Here is a 16,329-nt window from a genome sequence, read left to right as displayed (position 1 = left end):
AGACATCGAGCGGGCGGACAGGCTCGCGTTCGGCATGTCGGGACGGCAGTTGGTGATCCTGACCGTCACGGGTCTGCTGCTGTACGCGGCGTGGACGGCGGTGGCCACGCTCGTGCATCCGGTGGTGTTCCTCGCGGGGGCGATGCCGATTGCGGCTGGGGCGTTCCTGCTCGCGGTCGGCCGCCGTGACGGCCTCAGTCTCGATGCCTGGGTCCTCGCGGCGTTGCGGCATCGCCGCAGTCCGCGTCGGCTCGTGCCGGCCGATGGGCCGGTCGTCCCGGGTCCGGCGTGGGTGCAGACCGCCGCCGGGCCGGGTGATCGGCTGCCGCTGCCCGCACCGCTGCGACTGCCCGCGAAGGGCATCACGGCGGAGGGTCTGATCGACCTCGGTTCGGATGGCACGACGGGCCTGGTCGCCGCCTCGACGGTGGCCTTCGGCCTGCGGACACCCGCCGAGCAGAACGGCCTGGTGGCCGGGTTCGCGCGCTGGTTGCACAGCCTCGACGGTCCGGCGCAGATCGTGGTGCGGGCGCAGCGGGTTGACCTGACCTACCTGGCCGACCGGTTCCTCGCCGCCGCCCCGGGGCTGCCGCACCCGGCGTTGGAAGAGGCCGCCCGCGCGCACGTGACGTTCCTCGATGACCTGGCCGCGCGGCGGGAACTGCTGCAACGGCAGGTCACCGTCGCGATGCGCAGCCGACGCGGGGCGCACCACACCGCCCACACAGCGGCCGAGGCGGTGCGTGCCCTCGCCGGCTGCGAGGTTCCCGCCCGGCTGCTCGGAGGGACGGACGCGGCGGTGCGGCTCGCGGCCAGCCTCGACCCCACCGCCCCGGCCCTCACGCCCTACGACACATCTGACCGAGGTGACGACCTGTGAGTCTGTTCTGCGCGCTGCTGCCGAAGCGGCGGCCCGCTGTGCCGGAGGGGGCGGCGATCCTGCCCGGTTCTCCAGATGCCGTCGAGGTCGACGGCCGGTTCGTGCGGGTCGGGGACGGCTACAGCGCCACCCTGGCTGTCGTCGGCTACCCGGCCGAGGTCGGCCCGGGGTGGGCCGAGCCGCTGTTGTCCTATCCGGGCCTGGTCGACGCCGCCTTCCACATTGAGCCGGTCCCGCCGGCGGTGGCCTCCGAGCGGCTGCGTAAGCAGCGCGGCCGGTTCGAGTCCTCCCGTCGGCAGGACGCGGCCAAGGGCCGCCTCGACGATCCGGAACTCGACGCCGCCGCGGCAGATGCCGCCGAGCTGGCCACCCGGGTCGCCCGAGGCGAGGCCCGGCTGTTCCGCCTCGGCCTGTACCTGACCGTCCACGGCACCAGCCCCGACGACCTCACCGATCGGGTGGCCGAGGTCCGTTCTTTGGCCTCCTCGCTGCTGCTGGACACCGCGCCGGTGACCTGGCGGCAGTTGCAGGGCTGGATCAGCGGCCTACCCCTCGCATTCGACGCGCTCGAGATGAAGCGGGTCTTCGACACCGACGCCCTCGCCGCCGCGTTTCCCTTCACCAGTCCTGATCTGCCTGACACCGCCGCAGACAGCGGCGTGGGTGTGCTGTTCGGGTTGAACCTGCACTCGGCCGGCGTGGTCGTGTGGGATCGGTGGGCGCAGTCCAACTACAACGCCGTCATCCTCGCCCGCTCCGGTGAAGGCAAGTCGTACCTGGCCAAACTCGATCTGCTACGCAACCTGTGCCTCGGGGTGCAGGCGTTCGTCATCGACCCCGAGGACGAATACCTGCGGCTGGCCGACGCGGTCGGCGGCACCACCATCCGCCTCGGCGCGCCAGGGGTGAAGATCAACCCTCTCGACCTGCCGCCGGACAATGACGACGCCCTCAACGACCGGGCACGGTTCCTGCACACGCTCGTGACCGTGATGGGCAGCGGCGATACCGCCGTCACCGCCCCACTGCCCGGCGACCAGGCCCGCTCCCTCGACGTCGCCGTGCTGGCGGCATACCGGGCCAAGGGCATCACCACCGACCCACGCACCTGGAGACGACCCGCCCCACTCCTCGATGATGTGATGGCCGCGCTGGAGGACACCGACGACGCCGGCCGCCGAGTCGCCGCCCGCCTGCACCCCTACGTCGCCGGCAGCATGAAGGGCCTGTTCGACGGACCGACCACCACGCTCGCGCAGGGGCACCTCGTGGTCTTCGCCATCAAGGACCTGCCCGAGCAACTTCACCCGGTCGGGACGCTGCTCACCCTGGACACCATCTGGCGCACCGTACGCCGAGCCACAGCCTCCGGCGCTCGGCCGGAGGTGCTGCGGATGGTGCTGGTGGACGAGGCGTGGAAGCTGCTGTCCGGCGGGCGCGGCGGTGTGTTCCTGGAGACCCTGGCCAAGTCCGCCCGCAAGTACGGCGTCGGCTTGACCGTCGTGACACAGGACGCGGCTGATGTGCTCTCGACCAAGACCGGCCGCGCTGTCGTCTCCAATGCGGCCACGCAGGTGTTGCTTCGGCAGGCGCCGCAGGCGATCGACGCGGTGGCCGAGGCGTTCGGGCTCACCGACGGCGAGCGGGCGTTCCTGCTGTCCTGCCAGCGCGGAGACGCCCTGCTCGCGGCCGGGTCGGCGCGGGTGGCCTTCCACAGTCATGCCTCCGCGACCGAGCACGAGTTGGTCGTCACTGGCCCGGTCACCGGTCGGCCCGCCCGCCGCCGCTGACCGGGCCTCCTTCCCACCACCGATCGGGGTTCCCGATGGTTGTCACGTTGTCCCCGTCCCCGCCGCCGTCTCCTGCGACCCCCGCCGGGTGCGTGCCCGGCCAGGGAGGCGTGCCCAGCTCGGTGGTGGGCGAGCTGCTGTGTGGTTCCTGGGGCGACGACGCCGCCAACGTCGTGTGGCCGCTGGTCCGCGACCGGTGGCCGTTGCTCCTCGCCGCCCTGGTGGCGCTCGTCGCCGTGTGGGTCGGGTGGGTGCGGTGGCGGCGGCGCATCTGGCGGCGGCACGCCGCCGGAGCGCGGTGGCTGCAGATCACCCCGCCGGTCACCGCTACTCCGGCCGCGACGATCGGTCTGTGGCGGCTGCTGGCCACGGTGTTGCCCGCGCCGCGCCGGTGGGCGCTGCGCCCGGCCCGGCTCGTCTGGGAGGTCGCCGCCGACCCGCACGGGATGCGGTGCGGCCTGTGGCTACCGCCCGGGGTCAACCCGACCGCCGTGGTGCGGCTGCTGCAACGCGGTTGGCCCGGTGCACGTGCCGAACAGACCCGCCCACCGGCCGTCCCGACGACCGGGGCTGTGGCCGCCCTCGCGGTGTGGCCCACCCAGCCGGAATGGCTGCCCCTGGTCGAAGACACCACGCCAACCCACCGCCGAGGCATGGACGCGGGCGCCCCGGAAGAGGACCGGCTCCGGGGGGTCTACGGCGGGCTGGCCTCGGCCGGGCGCACCGGCGGCGCGATCCTGCAAGTTCACCTCGGCCGAGCACCCACCCATCGCCTACGGCTGCTCCGTCGCGCGATGATCAACCCGCAACGTGGCCGCCGCCCCCGAGGAACTGCCCGCGCTGCCGGGCTGCTCGCCGACGGGCTACGAGCGCTGATCATCGGTGTCCTGGACATCGTCACCCCCGGCCCGTCGAGCCCGAAGCGGCACACCCGTCTGACCGACCCGTACACCGCCGAGCTGGCCCGGCAGGCGCGGGCGAAGTACGCCGACGCCCCGCACCTGCTCGTCGCCGTGCACACCATCGCCGCCGGCCCCACCAAGCCCGCCGCCCGCGCTGCCGCTGCTGATGTCAGCTCCGGCTTCGGACTGCTGTCGGCCCATTTCACCCGCCGCCGACTCCGTTTCGGCGCGCTTGCGGCGGCCGACCGGTGGGTGCCCGAGGCGCGGATGAGCCTGGTGTCCGTGGCGGAAGCCGCCGCCCTGGCCGGGTTGCCCGCCGAGCCGGCCGCCTACGGCCTGCCCGGTGCGGCGTCACGCCGCCGGGCCGCGACCCGCGACATCTTCCGGGCCACCGAGCGGGACACACACCCTCGCCCGGCAGAGCAAGCCGCGCCCAACGCCGACGACCCGCCAACCATGTGGAGCACCCCATGAACAAGACCAACCCCAACGCCGAGGCTCCTACCCCTCGCCCGGACGGGCGCCGATTGAACCTGGTGCCGGTCGAGGACCGGCAGGGCCTGGGCGGCAAAGTCATCGGCGTCGCCAACGCCGGCCCCGCGATGCGAGTCGGAATCTCCCTGGCCGACTGCCGGTACCACGTTCACGCACTCGGACCGACCGGCACGGGCAAAACGACGCTGCTGATGCGGATGATCCTCGACGACGTCGAAGCCGGGCGCGGGGTGGCCGCGTTCGACCCGGCCAAGGGCGACCTCATCCGAGACCTCCTGGCCCGGCTGCCCAAGTCCTGCGGTGACCGGCTGGTCCTGATCGACCCGGACGAGCGGGCCGCGCCACCGGCGATCAACCTGCTCGACCCGGCCGTGCACGGCGGCAGCGGGCACGACGTGGCCGCGAACCTCACGGCGGTGATGGCGAAGGTGTGGTCACGCTGGTGGGGGCACCGCACCGCCGACATCTGCTACCACGGCCTGCTCACCCTCGCCCACGTCGAAGGCGCCACCCTCGCCCAGCTACCGCGGCTGCTGTCCGACTCGAAATGGAGGACCGCACGGGTCAACGCCGCCACCAGCAAGCTGAACGCCTGGGAGGGCAACACCCTCGGCGAGTTCTGGGAAGGCTTCAACGAGCTGCCCGCCACGCAGCGATCCGGCCTGATCGCCCCGCTGCTGTCCCGGCTCCGCCTCGTCCTGGCGCACCCCATGGCGGCGTCGCTCTTCGGGGTGCCGGCCACCACGTTCTCCTTCGCCGACATCCTCGACGGCGGCATCATGCTCGCCCGGCTACCCAAGGGCGTCATCGGCGAGGACGGCACCCGCCTCGTCGGTTCCCTGCTCCTCGCCGGCCTATGGCAGGCCACCACCGCCCGCGCCCGCATCCCCGAGGACGAGCGTCCTGACGCGATGATCGTGTTGGACGAGTGCCACAACTTCCTGCACCTGCCCATCGGCATCGATGACGCCCTCGCCGAGGCCCGCGGCTTGCACACCTCGTTCGTCCTCGCCCACCAGTACCTCGGCCAACTATCGGGGGACATGGTGGAGGCGATCGACGCCAACGCCCGCAACAAGGTGTACTTCGCCCTCGCGCCCCGCGACGCCATCGACCAGGCCCGGCACCTGCGGCCGTATCTCGATGACGGGGACCTGATCCGCCTCGGCGGCTACGAGGTCGTCCTCCGGCCGGTCGCGGGCGGGCGGGTCGTGCCACCGGTCACCGCCGACACCGAACCTCCGCCACCGGCCGTGCCAGGCCGAGCCGGCGAGCTGCGCCACGCTGCCCGTAGCCACACCGGCCTCGCCATGAAGGAACGTCACCGGTTGCTCGGCGAGACCGCCACCGCCGCCCCCAAGGCCGAACCCTCGGCACCCGCCGAGGACACGGCGATGGAACTGGTGGGTCGCAACACCTTCGCTGTTCAGGGCGAGGGTTCAAACGAGAGGTCTAACGAGCGATCCAACGAGGAACGCAACGACCACGAACCACCGGGTGAACACACCCCCTTGAACACGTCATACGCGCACGTGGACGGCGGTGAGGAGGACTCGTGGACCGGAACCGACTGATAAGAGATATCCCTCCTACCCGCACATCTGCCACCGGCAGTCTCCGCCTGACGGCGTCCGTCGTGGCCGCCGAACTCGGCCGACTCACCCCCCGAGACCGGTTCCTGCTCGACCTGCTCGACCAGCACCGAACCTTCACCACCGACCAGCTCGTCGACCTGGCCTTCGGGTCGGTCGGTCGTGCCCGCAACCGCCTCAACACCCTGCATGATCGAGACATCCTCGACCGGTTCCGTCACTACCAACGGCCCGGGTCGCAAGCGTGGAGGTGGACCCTCGGCCCGGTCGGCGCGGCGCTCATCGCGGCCGGACGAGGCGAGACGCTGCCCCGTCCCGCCGCCGTGCGCGACGCCACCGCCCGACTCGCCATGTCCCCAACCCTCTCCCACCTGCTCACGGTGAACGGGTTCTTCGTCGCGCTCACCGCGCACGCCCGCACGTACCCCGGGGCGCGGTTGGTGCGGTGGTGGAACGAGGCACGCTGCCGGGAGGCGTGCGGCAACCTGGTCCGCCCGGACGGACACGGCGTGTGGGCCGACAACGGCCGAACGGTGCCGTTCTGGGTCGAGGCCGACCTCGGCACCGAAACCCTTTCCCGGGTGGTGGGCAAGCTGACCGGCTACGCCGCACTACCGCCCCGCCGCGCATACCCGGTGCTGTTCTGGCTACCCACCACCGCCCGTGAGACCAACCTGCACACCCACCTCCGGCAGACCGGGGTACCGGACGGGGTGACCGTCGCCACCGCCGCCACCGACCACGCCGCCACGACCGGCGGCCCGGCGGGGCCGGTGTGGCGCATCGTGGGGCATCCCGACCGGGTGCGTCTGGCCGATCTGCCTTCGCCGACCGGGGGCGGCGCGTCGTGGGACGGGTAGCCGTGTGGGTCGGGGTCGGTGCCGCCGTGGCGCTGTTGCTGCTCACCTCCGCTACCGCCGGAGTCGTCTCGTCGGTGTTCGGGGGCGGGGGTGGCGGGGGTAGCTGCGTCGGGGCGGTCACCGCGCCGGGTGCGGCCCCGGCGGGGTTGTCAGTTGAACAGGCCCGCAACGCCTCGATGATCGTGACCGTGGGTGAGCGGATGCGGGTACCCGTGCGCGGGTGGGTGATCGCCGTGGCGACCGCTCTTCAGGAATCCTCGTTGATCAACCACGGTGACCTCGGCCCGAACAACGATCATGACTCGTTGGGGTTGTTCCAACAGCGACCGTCGCAAGGTTGGGGTACCCCGGAACAGATCATGAACCCCGAGTACGCCGCCGGGAAGTTCTACGAGCGTCTCGTCACCGTCCCTGGGTGGGAACGGCTACCGCTCACCCAGGCGGCACAGAAGGTGCAACGGTCGGCGTACCCGGACGCCTACGCCAAACACGAGACACGAGCAACAGAGATCGTCGCCGCGTACACCGGCGGAACGCTGCCCGTGTGCGACGGTGCGCCGATCAGTGCCTCCGGGTGGACCCGCCCGGTGGCGGGCACGGCAGGCTCCGGCTTCCGCACCAGCGACCGGCCCGGCCACGACGGGGTCGACATCATAGCCCCGAAAGGCACCGTCATCCGTGCCGCGTCTGGTGGCGTCGTGGTGCGCGTCCGGTGCAACATCGGGGGCAACTCGTGGGACCCCACCGGCGGCCCGATGGCGTGCGACAGTGACGGCTACCCCGGCCTCGGCGGGTGCGGCTGGTATACGGAGATCCGCCACGCGGGCGACGTCGTTTCGCGGTACTGCCACATGGTGCGACAGCCGATTGTCCGAGTAGGGCAGACCGTGATAGCGGGGCAGCCTATCGGCCACGTCGGCAGTTCCGGGAACTCGTCCGGTCCACATTTGCACTACGAGATCCACGAAGGCTATCCCGCCACCGAGAACAATGCCGTCGACCCCGTTCCTTTCATGCGCCAAAAGGGCGTGGCCCTGTAGATTCGTGAAGTGATTCTCCGCACAATTCAAGAAGGCCCGAACGGGTTGCGGTGAGCGCCGCGCGTCCGGTCCGCCGGGCGCGCGGCGTAGTCGTTTCCAACCGGAAACCGCAACCCCGCAAGACGGCGTGAGCGGCCACCGCGCCGCCCACCCTATGCAGCACCAGGGAGCCGCGCCGAACGTGCCGCAGCGTCGGACATGGGGCTGTCAAATGGCATTTCGGGCGGCGGTAGCGGTTCCAGAATCGAGAACGGAAGCGGTGCGGGGCGGTTCCCGTAAAGAGTCTTGCGCAACGGGGTTGACAATCGTCGTGTGCAGAGGGTCCATGGACGTGGGCAACAAAAACCGCCCCGGCGGAACCGCAAACAATGCGCATCACGCGTACGCGGAATCGCTATTCGTGAACCCCTTATGTGGAGGTGTATTGCCATGACCGCAAACATCGTTCTCACCCCCGGCACCGACGAGGCCCGGTCCGCCGTCGCCGAGGCGCTGCGCGACCACCCCGGCGTGACCGCCCGCAAGTTGGCCGGAACGGCGAACCTGCCGCTACCGGTCGTCACCGAGGCGCTCACCGCCATGGAAACCGCCGGGACCGCCACCCGCACCCCCGACCCGGCCAAGGGCAACCGCAAGAGCGCCGACACCTGGCAGACCACCACCGCCGACCCGAACGCCGACGACGAGCCGACGCCCACCGGCGACACCCCGGCCACCGACCCGGCAACGGGCACCGCCGACGACGAGGCCGGCACGGACGCGACCCCGGACCCGGCCGACGAGCCCACCGCCGACAACGACGGCCCGGCCACCGCCGACGAGCCGACGGCCGAGGACACCCCGCCGACCGACCCGGCGGCGGTCACGGCCGACGACGAGGCCGGCACGGACGCGACGCCGGACGCGGCTGACGAGGCACCCCTGCCCGAGGCCCCGGTGTCCGGTGCGCCGGTCGGCCCGCGTCAGCCCGACCTCAAAGTGTTGATCATGGCGGGGGTATTGGGTGGGCACCCGGACGGGATCACCGCCGACGCGGCGATCGGGGAGAGCGGCCTGTCGGTGGCGATGGGTGACACGATCCTCGCCGCGATGGAGGTTGCCGGTGCCGCCCGTCGCCTGCCGGTCACCGAGGACGGTGACGAACTGTGGGTGATCGGCGACGGTGACCTCGCCACCGTGGACCCGGCCAACGCCCCGACGCACAGCACGTGCCCGACGTGCGGTCACACCCGCAAGATCCGCCGTCCCTCGGCCCGCCGTACCAACGGCACCGGTCGCACCACGGGTGAGATCAACAGCGACGGGTCGGCCAAGTTGGGCAAGAACGAGTTGCGCAACCGGGTCGAGGCGTTCATGCGTGACCTCGGCCCCGGCCACGACGTCACCCCCGGCACCGTCGCCCGTGAGATCGGCGGACGGAGCCCCGGTGCGGTCCGCAACGGCATGGACAAGCTGACCGGGTTCGGGGTGCTGATCCTGACCCGTGAGGCCCCGGAAACCTACGCCCTCGCGGACAACCCGCCCGCCCCGACCGCCGAGGTCCGCGCGTTCATGACCCCGCCGCAGGCCGACACCACCCCGCCCACCGGTGACCAGACCAGCACCGACGAGGCCGACACCGACGAGACCACCGCCGCGCCGGTCCCGGCCTGACCCACCGCCCCGCCGGGGCCGGGCACCCATGCCCGGCCCCGGCACCCGCACGCCCACCCACAAATACGGAAGGAACAGGCCATGACCACCCCAAACAATCACCCCCACGGCCCAACGGCCGCGCCGGGGTCGCTGCGCTGCCCCGAATGCGCCGAACCGGCCCGGCCCGTACCGCCGCGCCGCTGGCCCCTCGACGGGTTCGCCTCACGTCCGGCCGCGTCCCACCTCGACGGCACCCCGCTGTGCCCGGTGCCCGGCCCGAACGGCTCGCAACCGGCGGACCCGATTGGCGCTCCGGCACGCCTGACCATGTGGCAGGCCGTACGGCAATCGTGGCTCATCCATCCTGACTGGACCGTCGCCGATCATCTCGCGTGGCTCGATGGCGAGGGCTACGACACCGGCACCCTGACCGGCGACCCGGCCGAGGTGGTCGGCCGATGGCTGGCCGAACACCGCCGTACCGCCCCGGTGCCCCGGTCCGCCGATGACCCCCGCGTCTACATGGTTGCCGGGGGTGACATGGTGGCCGTGTTCGACTCGGCGGACGAGGCCGACATCATGGCCGTGACCATGACCGCCGCGAACCTCGAACCGGTCACCCTGCCCCTGACCGAGGCGCAATGGGAACAGGCACGCGCCGTACTGCGGTCACAGCTACCGCACGTCACCGTGACCGATGCCCGGTCCACCCGCGCGGCCGGTGCCCCGTGACCGGCCCATCGGCCACCGCCGACCGGCCCGACATCCCGCCCTCGCTGGCCGCGCGTCCCCACGACGCGCGGCGCGGCCTACCCATCCCGCCGGTCAACCTCCACCCCAACCCCGGCGGCGGGTCGCACGTGGACTTCACCACGATCAACACCACCGTCTCCACCCGCCTCGCTGTCGAACGAAGGTGCTCGCTGTGCGGTGAGCCCATGGGCTACTGGGTGGCGTTCCTCGGCGGACCCCGCGCGGCCGAGTTGATGCGTTACGCGGACCCGCCGGGGCACCCGGAGTGCATGACCGCCGCACTGTCGCTGTGCCCACACATCGCGCTCGATCGGCACCGCCGCGCCCGCGCAGACCGGCCCGGGGCGGGCATCATCCCGCCGGGGTCGCACGGCGACAAACCCGACCGGTACCTGTTGGGCATCACCCGCACCTACCGGACCCGGTTCATCCCCGAACACGGGTTCACCGTGTACCTACCGGCCCCGTTCAAAACCGTCCGGACGTACGTGTACGGCCCGGACGGGCGGCTACGACCGGCCACCGACACCCGGTAGGCCACGCCGCGCGATGGGCGTCAGATTCGCCGCAGAAACCTTGATCGACTCGAACCGATCGTCTTGATCGGCGGATAGAGGTAGGAAACATTGTTTGTGGCGGCACGGTCAGGGCTTGGAATCCCCTGACTGTGCCGGCCAACCAAACACCACACGACTGGAAGGGGTGCCACCGTGGCACACGAACTCGAAACACTCGCGAACGGTCAGACGGCCTTCGCCTCCGCGCGGCTGACCGCCTGGCATCAGCTCGGCACCGTCGCCGACTCGTGCATGACCGCGCAGGAGGTCATGAGCAAGGCGTGGCTCGGCGGCTGGGAGGTCCGCAAGATCGCCCTTCAGGGCATCGAGGTCACCGAGCGCGGGGTGACGAAGGTCGACTGCCCCGACAAGTACATGACCGTGCGCACCAACCCGGCCACCGGCGAGACCGAGTACCTCGGCGTGGTCGGCGAGGACTACAGCGTGGTCCAGAACGAGCAGGTCGCCGAGACCCTCAACCTCCTGGTCGACGCCTCCGGCGCGCACTTCGAGACCGCCGGCTCCATGCGTAAGGGCCGCTCGGTGTTCGTCACCATGAAGCTGCCCATCGCGATGCGTATTGCCGGGGTGGACGACATGGACCTGTACCTCGCTGCCACCACCAGCCACGACGGCACCGCCGCGCTTCGCCTCGACGCGACCCCGGTACGGATCGTGTGCGCGAACACCCAGGCCCTCGCCTACCAGCGGTCGCGTAGCTCGTACACGTTCCGGCACACCTCGAACGTGACCAGCAAGATTTCCGAGGCGCGGCAGGCCCTCGGCCTGATGTGGAAGGCGTTCGACGCCTTCGAGACCGAAGCCGAGAAAATGATCAACGAGTCGTTGACCATGGGCGAGTTCGAGAAGATCGTCGCCCAGGTATGGCCCCTCGCCGACGACGCCTCCGACACGGCGAAGAACAACGCGAAGCAGCGCACGAACACGTTGCGATACTTGATCCGAGACGCGGACACCCAGAAGGCAATCAAGGGCACCCGGTGGGCCGGATACCAGGCCATCACCGAGTACGTCGACCACTTCGCCCCCGCCAAGACCGACCTCGCCCGCGCCTCGCGGGCGCTGACCGGTGCCGGTGCGGACCTCAAGGCCCGCGCGTTCGAGCTGCTGGCGGTCTGAGATGCGCTGGCCATGGTTCCGACGCCGGAAGAAGAGGAACAAGCCCGGCCCCGTCACCGGGGCGCACCACGCCACCGGCACGGCGAAAGTCCGTACCGAGCCGGTCGTCGCGCCACCACCCGCCTCGGTGCCTACCGACTCGGCCGTGATCGCGCTGGTCAACGATGTGTGCGCCCAGTTTGCGCGGGCTGAGGTCGCCCGCGCGTTGGCCGGACACTCCACCAGCCACGCGGAACACGCCACTCTGATCGAACGCGCCGCCCGGTTCGACGCACTCGTTGACGAGCGTTGGCGGGAACTGGTCAAGGCGATCCGCGCGGGACTGCCCGGCGCGGCGCAGGTCGAGCGGTTCATGCCGGTCCGGCCGCTGACCAACGGCCACGTCGAGCTGCACGTGCACGACACCTCGGCCCGCCGCCTCGTCGTGCTGCTCACCGGCGCGCAGGCCCTCGCCGTGGGCGCGCACATGACCGCCAACGGGGCGCTCGTGCTCGACCGCATCGGTCAGAAGCTCGACCCCGGCCTGCCGCACTTAAAGGCCGCACCCCCGTTCGCTACCGGGTCCGCCGTTCGACAGGCCACCCCGGACTGGGCCGCCGACCCGCCGGTCGCCCATTCCTGACCGTCGCCCGGTGTGCCGCGCGGCCACGGTCCCACCCGGACCGCGCGGCACCCGCAGGCGACATCCCCTCGACTCGCTACGGAGCACCCGTATGAATCCAGACCGATTGTTCGACCTTGCCGCCGAGTTTGCTCACGCCACCGGCAATGCCGAACGTTTCCACGCCCGCGCGGCGGTCGCCACCGGTGACACCCGCGCTGCCCACGAGAAAGCGGCGTCGAGGTGGGAAGCCACCGCCGCCCGCCGCCGCGAACACCTGCGCGCCGCGCTCGGCGAGGTGCTGCGCGGCACCGTCAACGCGACGCCGGACGAGCGGCTGCCCGTCGCCACCTGGCAGGCGAGCCGCGTCGAGGTCCGCGCCACCACCCTCGACGGCACCCGCGCCGTACGGGTCCGGTACACCCCGGCCCAAGCCGCCGCTGCCGGAGTCGCGCTCATCGCCTGTGCCGCCCTCACCGACGACCCGGATGGCAGCACCCTCGCCAGCATCCTCCCCGCCTTCCCACCCACCCCACCGGCCGACGAGCACGCCACCGACGAGGGGAGGCCGGCATGACGACCGGGACGGCCACGTCGGAGAACACCGACGGCTTCAGCGACGGGCAACGCACCCTCAGCGGCCCGCAACTCGCGGGAGCGTTGGCTCTGCTCTGCTCGGTCGACCCCGTGTGCGCCGAGGTGATCGGCCGGCTCAACCTGCGCGTCTACCCCGGCGAGCCCGGGGACCGCACCGCCTACGTAGTGCTCGATCTGCACGGGGTCTCCATCGGACTGAAACGCCGCGCCGACGACCTATACCTGCACGCCGACACCACCGAGACCGATGACCGTCTCATCGCGTTCGAGGTCAATGGCGGCGAAGTCGACCATCCCACCAGCTAGCCCTCACCCCTTGAACGGAGTCCCGATGTACCGGTCTCTGGAGTACGGCGACAACGCCCGGGTGATCACGCCGACCGACCTGGTCGAGTACCGCCTCGGCACCATCACCGATATCCGCTATTCCACCCCGCACACCACCCACGCCCGCCGCTACACCCTCCGATTCCCCACCGGCGACGAGCGCACCTACCCGGCCGAGAACGTCAGGCGAGCAACCCGGGCCGACGACCGCGCCGCCCTGGAGGCCGCACTCACCACAGCGGCCGAGGCGGTACGCGACGCCTGCCGCATCGCCCACGACTACGACGCCGACCTCAGCACCGGAACCGCGAGCCTGCTGCGGCGGCTGATCGACCTCGCGAGCCTGCGCCTCGGACTGACCCTCGACCCCGCCAACCCCACCCGGCCGCAGCTCACCCGCCACCAGGACGGAGGCGACCAGTAATGCCATCGAACTCCCCGCACCCCGAGGAATCCGCCCGACTCCCCGAGGCGGCAGCGCTCGACGTGAGCAGGGCGCCGGTCCCGGAGTCGCTCTACTGCCGCCGCTGCCGCCGAGCGCTCAACATCCGCTACAACAACCTCGGCATGGTCGTCGAGTACCTGCACGCGGCCGAGCAGCGCGGCCAGCGCAGCGACCACCGCCCCGAGCCCGCACCCATCTCCGAGATCCCTGACCCGATCGTCGAGTGCGACTTCTGCACCGCACCCGACGCCGCCTGGATCTACCGGTGCGCGAACCAGGTCACCGACGCCCGCCGAGTCACCGCCCGAGTGGTCGCGGTTGGCGACTACCAGTCTCGGCACCACGCGGCGCGGGTACGCCGCACCGACACCGAGCACGCCTTCACCCAAGCATGGGGCGAACGATGGTCCGCGTGCCAGGGCTGCGGCGACCTTATCGAGGCCCGTGACCTGTATGGGCTGATCGGCCGGGTGGCCGACGCCTTGCCCGCAAAGCTCACCCGAGGCAAACACCTCATGCGCACCCGGGGCCAACTCCACGAACGGTACTCCGACGTGTTCGACACCCTCGCCCCCGGCCGAGGCCGGATCGCGCCGGGCCACCCGCTCGGCATCTGGACCTACCCGACCGGGGAGGCACCATGACCGACACCACGGGGCGGCACGGGTGGCCCGCCCTCACGCACGCGAAGGGCCGCCGCCGGATAGGGCCGGTGTGTGGCGCAGCCGACGTGCCGTTGAGCCGCGTCACCGAGGACCCGCACCTCGTCACCTGCCCGGACTGCGAATCGCTGGCCGAGATCGAGGCGCTTCCTGACGATGCGACCGCTGGCGACTCCCGCGTCATCGAGCTGTTGCGGGAGGCGAAGGGCGGCAACTTCCGCAAGATCGACGGGGTGGTGGTGGACGCGACCACCGCCGCCGCGATCCTGACCGTCTATGACGCGATCAAACCCGCTACTCAGGCGAAACTCGCCGCACTACCGATACACCTGATGGCGAAGGCGGCGTGGCGGGTGCTGCGTCCGCCGTCGTAACGAGGCGGGTCGGTGGCCGGCGGCACACCCGAGGGTGCGTGGAATCCCGACCGGCCACCTCGCCCCGCTGCAGGCCAACCTGCGGACCACACGACCGCTTCTGCCCGAGCCAGGCGTACCGCCGATCCTACGACCGCGCGCCCTGCTCGCCTCGCCTCGACCGCACGGCGCAGGCCACGAAGCACCCGGGGGAGGATGAACGGCGTGGCACGACACGTGATCGACGGACGGCCCACCCTCGACCGGGCCGGAGTCGCCGCGCACACTGGCGCGGCCTACTCCACGGTCAACCACTGGCACCGCCACCGCGCCCGGTTCGGCTTCCCCGAAGGCTTCCAGCACGACGGCCGCGAGTGGTTCTGGCTCGACGACATCGAGGCGTTCCACGCCGCGCACCAGGTCGCGAAGCGCGCCGAGCTGACGAGGGTCGACCGCCGCGGCGACTCCGACGACCTCATCGGCTCCGGTGCCGCAGCGAGGGTCCTCGGCTACGGCTCGTACCGCAACCTGCCCGACACCCTGTACGACCACCCCGACCGAGTCGAGACGCTGCCGGACGGGCGGGTGCGCCGTCTGTGGTTTCGGCACACCGTGTGGGCCGTGGCCGACGCCCGGACGGGCCGACAGTCCACCGGCCGCACCCCCGGCACCACCGGTGCCCGCAAACCGCACCCGTACGCCGACGACCCTCGGCTCCCCGCTGCCATCGCGCTCCTGGCCGAGGCGGACCGTACCGGACGCGACCGGCGCGGCCTCGGTGTCGCGCTGGCTCAGCAGCTCGGCATCACCGAGCGCACGGCGCAGCGACTGCTTGCCGCCGCGTGCGCGCCGAGCGATGCCTCTCCCAGATAAACGGCCTGAGTACGACAGGTGCCGCCGAGTCGGGTCAGCCGGCCTCGGCGGCACCTGTCGTACGAGTCGTTCAGTCTTCGTCGTCGTCCTCGGCGGCAGCCCGAGGCGTCGGAACCTCGATCAGGTAGCGCAGCGCGCCGTTGATGTCGGTGTCTCGGCTGTCGGCGGTGCGCTTCAGCACGTCGTACACATCGTCAGCGACCTCGATCGTGCGGAGGCCGGGCGTTCCGTCGGTCATGGGTGATCCCTTCTGGCAGGGTTCGGCGTGGTGCCCGTTCGGGCAGCCGTGCCTATCCACGCCGACCTCGACGGCGCGATCAAGACCACCGCCGGTGCCATGCCAGGGCCGCAACTGACGGCTCTGTTCGAGGGTGGACCGCCGCCGCTCGGGGTTGCTGCATGTCACTGCCGGTTGTTGCCTTATACGGCCGTGTCGGCGGTGTCGGCGGCGCGGAGCAGGGCGGCGGCGAGGGCGCGAGCGTGCTCCGGTGTCAAACTCAGGTGCAGGTCGTCTTCGGTGGGGCCGCTGATCTCGACGTAGGGGTGTTCGAGGTCGGTGGGATCGGTGCCGATCCAGTCCGGGGCTTTGTCCCAGTACGCGACCCGCACCTGTGTCTCGACCAGGAGACACGCGTCGTCGTAGGCGTGAACAATGTCGGCCGCGCCTCGGTGCAGGAGCGCTCGGGGCGAGAAGGGGTCGGCGTCGTCGTGGCGGCAGTCAATGCACCAGGACGGGCAGTGCTGTGGGTGGGGTGGGCGGGCGGCGCTGGCCGCTCGGGCAGGCTCGACCACGGTTGGCCTCCTCGCGTGTCTGATCCTGCGGTGAG

The 16,329-nt window shown here is 71.4% G+C and carries 19 protein-coding genes; 17 read left to right on the top strand and 2 right to left on the bottom strand.

The annotated features are described in order from the left end of the window. The 17 genes from Van01_RS29285 to Van01_RS29205 all read left to right on the top strand — a co-directional run. Nucleotides 1-880 (top strand): PrgI family protein (locus Van01_RS29285; protein ID WP_239099375.1); only part of this gene is annotated, 880 nt, incomplete at its 5' end. Continuing rightward, complete coding sequence (locus Van01_RS29280; RefSeq protein WP_204014436.1) at nucleotides 877-2,670, top strand: VirB4 family type IV secretion system protein; 1,794 nt, start codon at nucleotides 877-879, stop codon at nucleotides 2,668-2,670. The genes Van01_RS29285 and Van01_RS29280, both read left to right, overlap by 4 nt. 110 nt (nucleotides 2,671-2,780) lie before the next feature. Then, nucleotides 2,781-4,046: a hypothetical protein gene (locus Van01_RS29275; RefSeq protein WP_204014434.1), complete on the top strand. Its 1,266-nt coding sequence runs from the start codon at nucleotides 2,781-2,783 to the stop codon at nucleotides 4,044-4,046. Next, nucleotides 4,043-5,641 (top strand): type IV secretory system conjugative DNA transfer family protein, encoded by a 1,599-nt coding sequence (locus tag Van01_RS29270; RefSeq protein WP_204014432.1) that lies wholly within the window; start codon nucleotides 4,043-4,045, stop codon nucleotides 5,639-5,641. The genes Van01_RS29275 and Van01_RS29270 overlap by 4 nt, the downstream gene beginning before the upstream one ends. A 62-nt stretch (nucleotides 5,642-5,703) precedes the next feature. Continuing rightward, nucleotides 5,704-6,519 carry a replication-relaxation family protein gene (locus Van01_RS29265; protein ID WP_204014430.1) on the top strand — a complete coding sequence of 272 codons (816 nt, stop codon included), beginning with the start codon at nucleotides 5,704-5,706 and terminating at the stop codon, nucleotides 6,517-6,519. Then, the gene (locus Van01_RS29260) at nucleotides 6,507-7,559 is read left to right on the top strand and encodes a M23 family metallopeptidase (RefSeq protein WP_204014427.1); all 1,053 of its coding nucleotides are present in this window, start codon (nucleotides 6,507-6,509) and stop codon (nucleotides 7,557-7,559) included. Before Van01_RS29265 ends, Van01_RS29260 begins: the two co-directional genes overlap by 13 nt. A 429-nt stretch (nucleotides 7,560-7,988) precedes the next feature. Then, entirely contained in the window at nucleotides 7,989-9,212 is a 1,224-nt protein-coding gene (locus tag Van01_RS29255; RefSeq protein ID WP_204014424.1) for a hypothetical protein, read from the top strand. A gap of 81 nt (nucleotides 9,213-9,293) precedes the next feature. Then, entirely contained in the window at nucleotides 9,294-9,926 is a 633-nt protein-coding gene (locus tag Van01_RS29250; protein WP_204014421.1) for a hypothetical protein, read from the top strand. Further along, nucleotides 9,923-10,483, top strand: coding sequence for a hypothetical protein (locus Van01_RS33340; RefSeq protein ID WP_239099374.1), 561 nt, complete (start codon nucleotides 9,923-9,925; stop codon nucleotides 10,481-10,483). Before Van01_RS29250 ends, Van01_RS33340 begins: the two co-directional genes overlap by 4 nt. 174 nt (nucleotides 10,484-10,657) lie before the next feature. Then, nucleotides 10,658-11,644 (top strand): DUF932 domain-containing protein, encoded by a 987-nt coding sequence (locus Van01_RS29240; protein ID WP_204014418.1) that lies wholly within the window; start codon nucleotides 10,658-10,660, stop codon nucleotides 11,642-11,644. Nucleotide 11,645: 1 nt separating this feature from the next. Next, nucleotides 11,646-12,266, top strand: coding sequence for a hypothetical protein (locus tag Van01_RS29235; protein WP_204014415.1), 621 nt, complete (start codon nucleotides 11,646-11,648; stop codon nucleotides 12,264-12,266). A 91-nt stretch (nucleotides 12,267-12,357) separates the two neighbouring features. Then, nucleotides 12,358-12,822 (top strand): hypothetical protein, encoded by a 465-nt coding sequence (locus Van01_RS29230; protein WP_204014412.1) that lies wholly within the window; start codon nucleotides 12,358-12,360, stop codon nucleotides 12,820-12,822. After that, nucleotides 12,819-13,148 carry a hypothetical protein gene (locus Van01_RS29225; RefSeq protein ID WP_204014409.1) on the top strand — a complete coding sequence of 110 codons (330 nt, stop codon included), beginning with the start codon at nucleotides 12,819-12,821 and terminating at the stop codon, nucleotides 13,146-13,148. Before Van01_RS29230 ends, Van01_RS29225 begins: the two co-directional genes overlap by 4 nt. A gap of 25 nt (nucleotides 13,149-13,173) precedes the next feature. Continuing rightward, complete coding sequence (locus tag Van01_RS29220; RefSeq protein ID WP_204014406.1) at nucleotides 13,174-13,593, top strand: hypothetical protein; 420 nt, start codon at nucleotides 13,174-13,176, stop codon at nucleotides 13,591-13,593. Next, a complete protein-coding gene (locus Van01_RS29215) occupies nucleotides 13,593-14,258 on the top strand; it encodes a hypothetical protein (protein ID WP_204014403.1) in 666 nt (221 codons plus the stop codon). Before Van01_RS29220 ends, Van01_RS29215 begins: the two co-directional genes overlap by 1 nt. Beyond that, entirely contained in the window at nucleotides 14,255-14,650 is a 396-nt protein-coding gene (locus Van01_RS29210) for a hypothetical protein (protein WP_204014399.1), read from the top strand. The genes Van01_RS29215 and Van01_RS29210 overlap by 4 nt, the downstream gene beginning before the upstream one ends. Before the next feature lie 195 nt (nucleotides 14,651-14,845). Then, complete coding sequence (locus Van01_RS29205; protein ID WP_204014397.1) at nucleotides 14,846-15,502, top strand: hypothetical protein; 657 nt, start codon at nucleotides 14,846-14,848, stop codon at nucleotides 15,500-15,502. A 70-nt stretch (nucleotides 15,503-15,572) separates the two neighbouring features. Here the strand turns inward: Van01_RS29205 and Van01_RS29200 are convergent, their stop codons facing one another. After that, nucleotides 15,573-15,740 carry a hypothetical protein gene (locus Van01_RS29200; RefSeq protein ID WP_204014395.1) on the bottom strand — a complete coding sequence of 56 codons (168 nt, stop codon included), beginning with the start codon at nucleotides 15,738-15,740 and terminating at the stop codon, nucleotides 15,573-15,575. A 182-nt stretch (nucleotides 15,741-15,922) separates the two neighbouring features. Next, nucleotides 15,923-16,294, bottom strand: coding sequence for a DUF6907 domain-containing protein (locus Van01_RS29195; protein WP_204014393.1), 372 nt, complete (start codon nucleotides 16,292-16,294; stop codon nucleotides 15,923-15,925). Nucleotides 16,295-16,329 lie beyond the last annotated feature (35 nt).

The organism is Micromonospora andamanensis (genome assembly GCF_016863495.1).
In the GTDB taxonomy this organism is placed as follows: Bacteria; Actinomycetota; Actinomycetes; order Mycobacteriales; family Micromonosporaceae; genus Micromonospora; species Micromonospora andamanensis.
The sequence above is the reverse complement of the archived record's forward strand: the minus strand, read 5'-3'. Positions and strand labels throughout refer to the sequence as shown.